Origin of the sequence: Ancylobacter sp. (assembly GCF_965249975.1) — a bacterium.
In the GTDB taxonomy this organism is placed as follows: domain Bacteria; phylum Pseudomonadota; class Alphaproteobacteria; order Rhizobiales; family Xanthobacteraceae; genus Ancylobacter.
The window spans coordinates 1-8,705 of record NZ_CBDFNE010000013.1 but is presented as its reverse complement, the minus strand read 5'-3'; the positions used below and the strand labels follow the sequence as shown (position 1 = coordinate 8,705).

At 72.3% G+C, this 8,705-nt stretch carries 8 protein-coding genes; 3 read left to right on the top strand and 5 right to left on the bottom strand.

Going from position 1 to position 8,705, the window contains the following annotated elements:
- Positions 1 to 891: LysR family transcriptional regulator (locus ACP2AH_RS10530; RefSeq protein ID WP_425105756.1), on the bottom strand; the 891-nt coding region annotated here is incomplete at its 3' end.
- A gap of 18 nt (positions 892 to 909) precedes the next feature.
- Between ACP2AH_RS10530 and ACP2AH_RS10525 the strand changes: the two genes are divergently transcribed.
- The 3 genes from ACP2AH_RS10525 to ACP2AH_RS10515 are packed head-to-tail and all read left to right on the top strand — an operon-like array spanning position 910 to position 3,754.
- A complete protein-coding gene (locus tag ACP2AH_RS10525; protein WP_057595741.1) occupies positions 910 to 2,220 on the top strand; it encodes an MFS transporter in 1,311 nt (436 codons plus the stop codon).
- Entirely contained in the window at positions 2,217 to 3,122 is a 906-nt protein-coding gene (locus ACP2AH_RS10520) for a polysaccharide deacetylase family protein (protein ID WP_296728545.1), read from the top strand. The genes ACP2AH_RS10525 and ACP2AH_RS10520 overlap by 4 nt, the downstream gene beginning before the upstream one ends.
- A complete protein-coding gene (locus tag ACP2AH_RS10515) occupies positions 3,119 to 3,754 on the top strand; it encodes an aspartate/glutamate racemase family protein (protein WP_296728548.1) in 636 nt (211 codons plus the stop codon). The genes ACP2AH_RS10520 and ACP2AH_RS10515 overlap by 4 nt, the downstream gene beginning before the upstream one ends.
- A 16-nt stretch (positions 3,755 to 3,770) precedes the next feature.
- Here the strand turns inward: ACP2AH_RS10515 and ACP2AH_RS10510 are convergent, their stop codons facing one another.
- The 4 genes from ACP2AH_RS10510 to ACP2AH_RS10495 all read right to left on the bottom strand — a co-directional run.
- Positions 3,771 to 4,880 carry a CaiB/BaiF CoA transferase family protein gene (locus ACP2AH_RS10510; protein WP_296728551.1) on the bottom strand — a complete coding sequence of 370 codons (1,110 nt, stop codon included), beginning with the start codon at positions 4,878 to 4,880 and terminating at the stop codon, positions 3,771 to 3,773.
- Positions 4,877 to 6,625, bottom strand: coding sequence for an FAD-binding protein (locus tag ACP2AH_RS10505; RefSeq protein WP_296728553.1), 1,749 nt, complete (start codon positions 6,623 to 6,625; stop codon positions 4,877 to 4,879). Before ACP2AH_RS10505 ends, ACP2AH_RS10510 begins: the two co-directional genes overlap by 4 nt.
- A complete protein-coding gene (locus ACP2AH_RS10500) occupies positions 6,568 to 7,608 on the bottom strand; it encodes a thiolase C-terminal domain-containing protein (protein ID WP_425105755.1) in 1,041 nt (346 codons plus the stop codon). Before ACP2AH_RS10500 ends, ACP2AH_RS10505 begins: the two co-directional genes overlap by 58 nt.
- Before the next feature lie 643 nt (positions 7,609 to 8,251).
- The coding region (locus ACP2AH_RS10495; protein WP_425105754.1) for a CoA transferase at positions 8,252 to 8,705 on the bottom strand (454 nt) is incomplete at its 5' end.

The window sequence follows — 8,705 nt, the reverse complement described above, 5'->3', positions numbered from 1 at the left end:
CGAATAGACGCCCATGTTCCGCTTGACCGTCGGCCGCACCAGCATCCGCGTCTGCACGCCGGTGCGGCGCGAGAGCTGGCGCACGTTGACCGGCAGCGCGGCTACGCCCATGCCCGCGGCCACCATGCTGATCAGCGTGGAGGAGAAGGTCGCGACATGCGCGGGCACCGGCCGCAGGCCGACCGAATCGAAGGCCGCGTCGGCCAGTGCGCGCGACGGGCTCTGGTCGGACAGGCTGATCAGCGGATGCCTGGCCAGCTCGCGCCAGGTGACGGCGCCGCGCTCTGCGAGCGGATGGCCATCGGGCACCAGCGCCACCAGATGGTCCTGGTAGAGCGTGACCTCCGTCAGCCCCGGCTCGCCTTCGACCAGCGTGCCGACGCCGAGGTCGACCTCGCCGCGGCGCACCTGGTCGCGGATGGTCTCCTCGAAGCCGTCCTTGAGGATGCACTGGATACCCGGATGGCGCTGCTGGAACGACTGGATCACCCAGGGCAGCAGCGTGGCGGCGATCACGATGGAGGCGGCCACCGTGACCCGGCCACGCTTGACCTCGGCCAGCGCGCGCGATCCGGCGACAGCGGCCTCGAGGTCCTCGAGCGCCTTGCGCGCCAGCGGCAGGAACTCGGCGCCGGCCTCGGTCAGCTGGACCACGCGCGTGCTGCGGTAGAACAGCCGCAGGCCGATCTGCTCCTCGAGTTCCTTGACCAGCGTGGACAACGCGGAGGGCGACAGGTGCATGCGCTCGGCCGCGCGGGCGAAGGCCCCGACCTCGGCCACCGCGAGGAAGGCGCGGATCTGGCGCAGCGTAATATTCATATTTGGCGAATAATCGTTCGGATCATTCTGATTGTCCAAGCATTGAGCCGGTGCTGCAATGGCGCCGTCCATCGATCAGGAGCATCCCCCATGACGACATCCGCCACGGCGAACACGGCCCCGCGCGCCGAAGACCGGCCCGCATCCTCGACCAGTCCGCGGCGCGTCGCCGCCGCGAGCCTGGTCGGCACCACGCTGGAGTTCTACGACCACTTCGTGTTCGGCACGGCGGCGGCGCTGGTGTTTCCGAAGCTGTTCTTCCCGCAGACCGATCCCTTCGTCGCGACCATCCTGTCGCTGCTGTCGTACGGCATCGCCTTCGTCGCGCGGCCGGTGGGCGCCGCGATCTTCGGCTCGCTGGGCGACAAGCTCGGGCGGCGCTTCGTGCTGGTCTCGACCTTGCTGGTCATGGGCCTGTCGACCTTCCTGATCGGGCTGCTGCCGACCTACGAGCACGTCGGGCTGCTCGCGCCGCTGCTGCTGGCGCTGCTGCGCTTCGCGCAAGGGCTCGCGCTGGGCGGCGAGTGGGGCGGCGCGGCCCTGATGGTCAACGAGTTCGATGCCAGCGGGCGCCGCCGCGGCTTCTACGGCAGCCTGGTGCAGGTCGCGAGCCCGATCGGCGTGCTGATCGCCAACGCGATGTTCGGCTTCATGAACACGGTCACCACCGACGCGCAGTTCATGGACTGGGGCTGGCGCGTGCCCTTCCTCGCGAGCATCCTCCTGGTGGGCATCGGCTACTTCATCCGCCGCACGATCGAGGAATCCCCGGTCTTCAGGAGCCTCGAGAAGAGCGCCCACAAGGCCGAGGCGCCGCTGGCCGAGACGCTGCGCAAGCACTGGCGCCAGGTGCTGCTGGCGATCGGGGTGCGGGCCGGCGAGGGCGTCATCTGGTACGTGTTCTCGCTGCTGCTCTTGATCTACGTGCCGAACCGGCTCGGCCTGCCGCGGCAGGTGGCCTTGAACGCCGTGCTGTGGGGCGCGGCGGTCGGCGTGGTCGCGATCCCGCTGTTCGGCGCGCTGTCCGACCGCTTCGGCCGCAAGCCGATGTTGCTGCTCGGCGTGGCCGCCTCGATCGTCTGGTCGTTCGCGTACTTTCCGCTGCTGGAGACGCGCAATCCCTCGCTGGTGGTGCTGGCCTCGGTGATCGGCATGGTCTGCCAGGCTTCGCTGTGGGCGCCGCTCGCGGCCTTCATCCCCGACATGTTCGAGTCCAGGGTGCGGTGCACGGGCGCATCGCTGGGCTTCCAGCTCGCGGGCGTGTTCGGCGGCGCGCTCGCGCCCAGCATCTGCGTCTGGCTGCTCGACCGTTTCGACAGCCCGCTGTCGATCTCGATCTACTGCACCCTCGGCCTGCTGCTGATCGGGGTGTGCGTGGCGAAGGCGAAGGTGCAGCGATGAGCGAGGCGGTGCGCGACTTCATCGGCTACGGGCGCGTGCGTCCGGACTTCGAATGGCCGGGCGGGCGCCGCGTCGCGCTCAGCGTGGTCGTCAACTACGAGGAGGGCGCGGAGAACTGCGTGCTCGAGGGCGATACCTTTTCGGAGGTGCTCAACAGCGACGTGTCGGGCGCGACGGCGCGCGCCGGGCGCCGCAACCTGGTGGTGGAGTCGCACTACGAATACGGCAGCCGGGCCGGCCATTGGCGCATCCTCGACCTGCTCGCCGAATGCCGGGTGCCGGCCACCTACTTCGCGGTGTCGGGCGCGCTCGAGAAGCATCCCGAGGCCGCGCGATCGATCGTCGAGGCCGGACACGAGGTGGTCTCGCACGGCGCGCGATGGATCGACTACGACGAGGTGCCCGAGGCGACCGAGCGCGCGCACATGGTTCGTTCGCTCGACGTGCTCGAGCGCCTGTGCGGCGAACGCCCGGTCGGCTGGTACACGGGCCGCGTCAGCCCACACACGCGCGCGCTCGCCGTCGAGCAGGGACTGCAGTACGACTCGGATGCCTACAACGACGACCTGCCGTACTGGACGCGGGTCGGCGACAAGCCGCACCTGGTGCTGCCCTACAGCTTCGACTGCAACGACATGCGCTTCGCCTCGGCGCCGGGCTTCGACACGCCCGACGACTTCACCGACCACCTGCGGCGCACGCTCGCCTGCCTGCGGCGCGAGGGCCGCCGGCAGGCGTCGATGATGTCGATCGGCCTGCACCTGCGCCTGGCCGGGCGGCCCGGGCGCACGGAGGCGCTGCGCGAGTTCCTGCTCGCGGCTTCCGAATTCCCCGATGTCTGGTTCTGCCGGCGGCGCGACATCGCGCAGTTCTGGCGGCATCGCTTTCCGGCCACGCCATGACGGCGAGGACGCTGTTCCTCAATCCGAACTCGAGCCGCGAGATCACGGCCACGCTGCGGCGCCACATCGCGCGCGGCGGCTGGCCGTCCGGGTGCTGGGCCGCCGCCGAGGTCGAGGCGGCGCCACGGATCATCGGCTCCGCCGCCGACAACGCGCGGGCCGAGGCGGCGCTGGCGTGCGCGCTGCCGGGCCTGAGCGAGGGCTTCGACCGGGTGGTGGCGATGTCGTCGGTCGACACGGGCTACGAGATCGTGCGCGAGCGCTTCGGCGATGCGGCCCATGGTTTCACGCGCAGCGTGCTGGCGCTGCACCGCAAGCTCGGCCACCGGCTCGACATCGTGACCTTCGACCGCGGCATGACGGCGCTCTACGAGGCCGCCTTCGAGGCGACCGGCCATGCGGGCACGATCGACGGCTGGCAGGTGATCGATCTCGCGCCGGCCGTCATCGCCGCGCAGCCCGAGATCGCGCTGGATGCGCTGCGCGAGCGCTGCGAGGGCTTCGGCGGACGGCAGCCGGTCTTCGTGGTCGGCGTGGTCGGTCTGGCGCTTGCCGCGGGGCTGCGCGATGCCGGCATGCGGCAGGTGATCGATCCGGTGGCGGACCTGCTCGCCTGGCTCGGCGAGGGATGAAGCGCCGACGGCCCGCTCAGTCCCAGCGCGCCAGTACCTCCGCAGCCGGCGTCGCCTCGCGCGCCGCCGGCCCCTGGATTTGCGACGGCGTGCGCGAGAAACGCGGCGCCGGTGCCGGCTGCAGCACGCCTTCCACATCGACGAAGGCCTCGCGCGCACTTTGGTGCGGATGCGCGGACGCCTCGCTCAGCGCGAGCACGGGCGCGACGCAGGCATCGCTGCCGTCGAACAGCGCGGTCCATTCGTCGCGGCTGCGCGTGCGGAACAGCCGCTCGAACTCGGCGCGCAGCGCGGGCCAGCGCGCGCGGTCGTGCTGCGCGTCGCGCAGCGCGGGGTCGACGCCCAGGCGTTCGCACAGTTCGGCGAAGAACTGCGGTTCGATCGGCCCGATGCAGACATGGCGGCCGTCGCCGGTGGCGTAGCTGCCGTAGTAGGGCGCGCCGCCGTCGAGCGCGTTGGTGCCGCGTTCCTCGCGGAAGGTGCCGCGCATCGCGCTGGTGGCGAACAGGCTCATCAGCGAGTTCACGCCGTCGACGATGGCCGCGTCGACCACCTGGCCCTGTCCCGAGCGCCGGCTTTCTAGCAGCGCGGCCAGGAGGCCGACGACGAGGTAGAGGCTGCCGCCGCCGTAGTCGCCCACGAGGTTCAGCGGCGGCACCGGCGCCCCGCCGGCCGGGCCGATGGCATGCAGCGCGCCGGTCAGCGCGATGTAGTTGATGTCGTGGCCCGCGGCCTGCGCGAGCGGGCCGTGCTGGCCCCAGCCGGTCATGCGGCCGTAGACCAGCCGCGGATTGCGCCGCAGCACCTCGTCGGGGCCCAGGCCCAGGCGCTCCATCACGCCGGGCCGGAAGCCCTCGACCAGCACGTCGGCACGCGCCAGCAGGCCCAGCACCTCCTCGCGCGAGCCCGGGTCCTTGAGGTCGGCCAGCACCACGGTGCGGCCGCGGCCCGTGATGTCGCTGCGGTCGCCGAGTCGGCGCGCGGGGCGGTCGATGGTGATCACGTCGGCGCCCATGTCCGACAGCAGCATGCAGGCGAAGGGCGCGGGCCCGAGGCCGGCGAATTCGATCACGCGCAGGCCGGCGAGCGGGCCGCTGGCCTCGCGGGGAGTGGAGGTGGGATTCATCGTGGGGAGGAAGGTGTGTGGGGGTTGCGTCGTGTTGCATGCCGAGCGATGCGCCAGCCGAACACGATCGCGGGCCCGAGCGTGATGCCCGGGCCCGGATAGGCGCCGCGCATGATCGAGGCCATGTCGTTGCCGCAGGCATAGAGGCCCGCGATGGGCTGCCCGTCCGGGTCGAGCACGGCGCCGTCGGCATCGGTGGCGAGACCCGAGCTCGATGCGGCTTCGCCGGGCCAGACCGCCAGCGCGCAGAACGGCGGCTGCGCGATCGGGCCGAGACAGGGGTTCGGCGCATGCGCCGCATCGCCGTTGAAGCGGCCGAGCTCGGTGCTTCCCTTGCCGAAGTCCGGGTCCTCGCCGGCTTCGGCATGGCGGTTGTGGCGCGCGATGGTGGCGGCGAGCGTGCGTGCATCGATGCCCAGCCGTGTGGCCAGTGCGTCGATGTCGTGCGCGAGCACGAGATAGCCCGATGCCTCGTGCCGCCGCAGCGCGCTCGCGCGCGTGCCGGGCGGGATTGTGCCGAGGCCGTAGGCGCGCACGAAGGCCGCGTCGCAGACCAGCCAGGCCGGCGGCGTCGATGCGCCGGGGCGCATGCGCGCGAGCAGGGCTTCGACGAAGTGGTGGTACGAGGCGCTCTCGTCGACGAAGCGGCGCCCGTCGGCATCGACGGCGATCAGCCCGGGCTTGGCGCGGTCGAGGTACAGGTGCGGAAAGAGCCCGGGTTCACCGCCGGCGCGCGGTGCCAGCGAAACGGGCTGCCAGAAGAAGTCGCCCCGATGGCGTTCGAGCCGCGCGCCGGCGCGCAGCGCGGCATCGAGGCCCTCGCCGCGGTTGCCTTCGAAGGACTGCGGCCGCAGCGTGCGCGGAGACACGCTGGCCGGCGCCAGCTGGGCGCGCAACGCCGCATGATGGCCGACACCGCCGGTGGCGAGCACCACGCCGAGGCGGCTCGCGATGCGCCGCGTCGATCCCTCGTGTTCGAACACGCCGCCCGTGACGCAGCCCGCCGAGATATCGAGTTGCCGCAGCCGCATGCCGAAGCGCACCGGCACGCCGGCCAGCCGCAGGCTGAAGTACAGCCGCGCGACGAGGGCATTGCCCAGCACCAGGCGCGTGCCCCGCGCATACGTGAGCCGGTCGCGCGCATGGCGCAGCACCAGCCGCGCGGCATGGCGGAAGTTCGCGACGCTGCGCCAGCGGTAGGCCAGGGCCTGCACGTCGGCCTTGTTGGCCATCATGCCGCCGAGCACCATGAACTCGGGCATCGGCGCGCGGATGCGTTCGAAGTCGCGGCCCAGCCGCCGGCCGTCGAAGGGCAGCGGCGAGAGCGCGCGTCCCGCCACGGCCGCGCCGGGCAGCGCGAGGTAGTCGGGGTGGCGGCCGGCCGAGGCGAAGCGCAGTTCCGAATGCGCTTCGAGGAAGGCGATCGCCTCGGGAGCACTCGCGAGATAGGCGGCGCGCAGCCCGCGCGGATCGTCCTCGCCGAGGATCGCGTCGAGATAGCGCGCTGCCTCGGCGGCCGAGTCGGCGAAGCCCGCCGCCGCGCCCTGCGCATTGCCGGGCACCCACAGCGTGCCGGCCGAGGTGGCGGCGGTGCCGCCGACCTGTTCGCCGGCCTCGCACAGCACCACGTCGAGGCCCATGAGCGCGCCCGAAAGCGCGGCGCTCATGCCGCCCGCGCCGGCGCCGATCACGAGCAGGTCGCAGGTGTCCGCCTCCTGAGCGCCGGTGCGCGCGGGCTCAGGCACGCCGCCACTGCAGCAGCGCATACGGCGGCTTCGCATCCGGATGGCGTTCGAACACGCCCTCGACCTCGGCGCCGATCTCCACCGCCTGCATCGGATCGCCGAGCAGGTTGCCGACCATGCGCACATTGCCGGCCCCGGGGCAGCTCGACCAGCACCACGAGGTAGGGGCCGTGGTCCTTGAGCGCCGCATGCGCCGGATGCCAGACGCGTTCCCAGCTGAAGATGCGGCCGCGCGGCACGACGTCCACCCAGGCGGGATCGAAGGCATGGCAGCCGTGGCAGATCCACTCGGGGCCGAACTGCCAGGTGCCGCAGTGCGTGCAGCGCTGCACGCGCAAGACACCCTCGCGCAGGCCTTGCCAATAGGGTTCGGACAATCCGTCGGGCTCCGAAACGGGGATCGGCAGGCCCGCGGGCAGGTAGCGTTTCTCGTCGTTCGTGTCGTTCACAAGCACGTTCTCCGATGCCAGCAGCAGGTCGCTCGCGGGCGTGACCATGGGGCCGCCGATCACCAGCGCCACGTCGCTGCGCGCCGCCTGGCTGGTCGAGCTGCCGCGCACCTGGCGCACCGCCTCGAGCACCAGCTCGAAGCCGTGCATGTAGCACTCGGCGAGGTTGCCGCCACTGGTGTTGAGCGGCAGCCGGCCCGTGGGGGCGACGAGGTTCTCGAGTGTGAGGAAGTCGTTGGCCTCGCCGGGTTCGAAGAAGCCGTGCTCGGCCAATGCCATCGCCACGCCGCCGGTGAAGTTCTCGTAACTCTGCACCACGCCCACGTCGGCCGGCGCGATGCCGGCCATGGCATAGAGGTCGGGGGCCACGGTGTCGAAGCCCGCGCTCGCATAGCGCGGCGCATTGTGCGGATGGGCGCCGGCGCGAAAGCCCGAGCCCGAGGCCGCGCCGAGCAGGTAGGCGGGCTTGTGCGCGAAGTCCTTCGCGCGCTCGGCCGCCACCAGCACGATGGCGGCGGCGCCGTCGTTCTCCATGCAGCAGTCGTACAGGTGGAAGGGGCTCGGCGATCCAGCGCGAGGCGTCGTACTTCGCGGCGTCGAGCGGCTTGCCGTGCATCACGGCGCGCGGATTGGCCTGCGCATGGTGGTAGGAGGCGAGTGCGATGGCACGCAGCGCCTCCTGTTGCACGCCGTGCTCGTGCATGAAGCGGCGCACGCGCATAGCGAAGCGCTGCGGCGGCGAGAGCACGCCATGGGGCATCAGGTAGGCCTTCTCGCCGGAGATGGTGTCGATGCCGCCGACCCTGGCCGAAGCGCCCGTGCTGGCCCTGCGCGAGCGCGCGGAACACGACCACGCAGTCGGCCAGCCCGGCCGCGATGGCGGCCGCGCCATTGGCCACCGCCGCCGCGCAGCCGCCACCACCGCCGCCCCACTGCATGGTGGCCGAGCGCAGGCGGTGGATGCCCAGCGCGGCCGCCAGCCGCGAGGCCTCGCTGCGGTCGTCGCTGTACGACGCGAAGCCGTCGATCTCGCGCGGATCGAGGCCTGCGTCGGTGCAGGCGGCGAGGATGGCCTTGAGCGCGAGCTTGAACTCCGCGTCGGGCGACTGGCCGTGGCGGTAGTAGGTCGTCTCGCCGATGCCGACCACGGCGACCCGGCCGCGCAGTGTGCGGGTGGTCATGCCGGCGTGCCGGCGGGTTCGTGCCGCTCGGCGGGCGGGCCGAAGGCGCCGGCGCGCGCGAGCGCCGCGAAGCGCTGCTCGTCGTAGCCCAGCGCCTCGCGCAGCACCTCCTGCGTGTGCTGGCCGACGGTGGGCGCGGCCACCGGGTCGGCGATCGGCGTGCGCGAGTAGCGGATCGGCAGCGCCATGTTCGGCACCCAGCCCACCTGCGGATGCGGGATGCGCGTCACCAGCCGGCGCTCGCGCGCCTCGGGCGAGCGGATGGCCTCGCCGACGGAGCGCACCTGGCCGCAGGGCACGCCGGCCGCGCGCATGCGCGACTGCCAGTGCGACCAGGGCTGCTTCGCGAAGGCCTCGCCGAGCAGCGCGAACAGCACCTCGCGCCGCTGCGAGCGCTCGCGGCCGCTGGCATAGGCCGGGTCCGCGGCCACGTCGGGCCGCTCGAGCACC